Origin of the sequence: Exiguobacterium sp. s21 (assembly GCF_018617975.1) — a bacterium.
Classification (GTDB): Bacteria; Bacillota; Bacilli; order Exiguobacteriales; family Exiguobacteriaceae; genus Exiguobacterium; species Exiguobacterium mexicanum_A.
The window spans coordinates 1-475 of sequence record NZ_JACSLF010000036.1 but is presented as its reverse complement, the minus strand read 5'-3'; the positions used below and the strand labels follow the sequence as shown (position 1 = coordinate 475).

The 475-nt window shown below is 42.5% G+C and carries 1 protein-coding gene; it reads right to left on the bottom strand.

What is annotated here, in order from left to right:
* Positions 1-86: 86 nt before the first annotated feature.
* The coding region (locus tag KNP06_RS15190; protein ID WP_214789515.1) for a hypothetical protein at positions 87-475 on the bottom strand (389 nt) is incomplete at its 5' end.

The following is a 475-nucleotide window of genomic DNA, read 5'->3' as shown; positions in this document are numbered from 1 at the left end:
ATTCACTCCCAATATGATTTAGTCCAGTGTACACAAAAACCCTGAGCAGTAGACTTTTTTTTAGTGTCTACTACTCAGGGTACAGTTTACATTGGAGGACGCGTTTTTATAATGTCTCCTGAATCGGGTAAAAACAAGACTCGGTCCCCTGAATCGATTTCAAATAAATAGACACGGTTTGGTTGAAACGGATTCCAGCCTTCGTTCACCACCCCGACATCATTCACATAGTTCACGTTCTTATGTACTTGTTTCAGGTTATGTTCTGCCTCAGCGACCGAATAATTCGGCAACCCGAAGTAAATTGCTCCAGCAATCAATAATGAAAAGATGACTCCCATTCTTATCCGATATCGGTTTTCTAAACTCTTTAGGCCAATCAACGTCACGATAATCATACTGGTCGCCGTTCCAAACGCCGCCGAGTTTCCATACCAAGCCTCATTGACGAACATCATTCCTCCAATGGCCAATA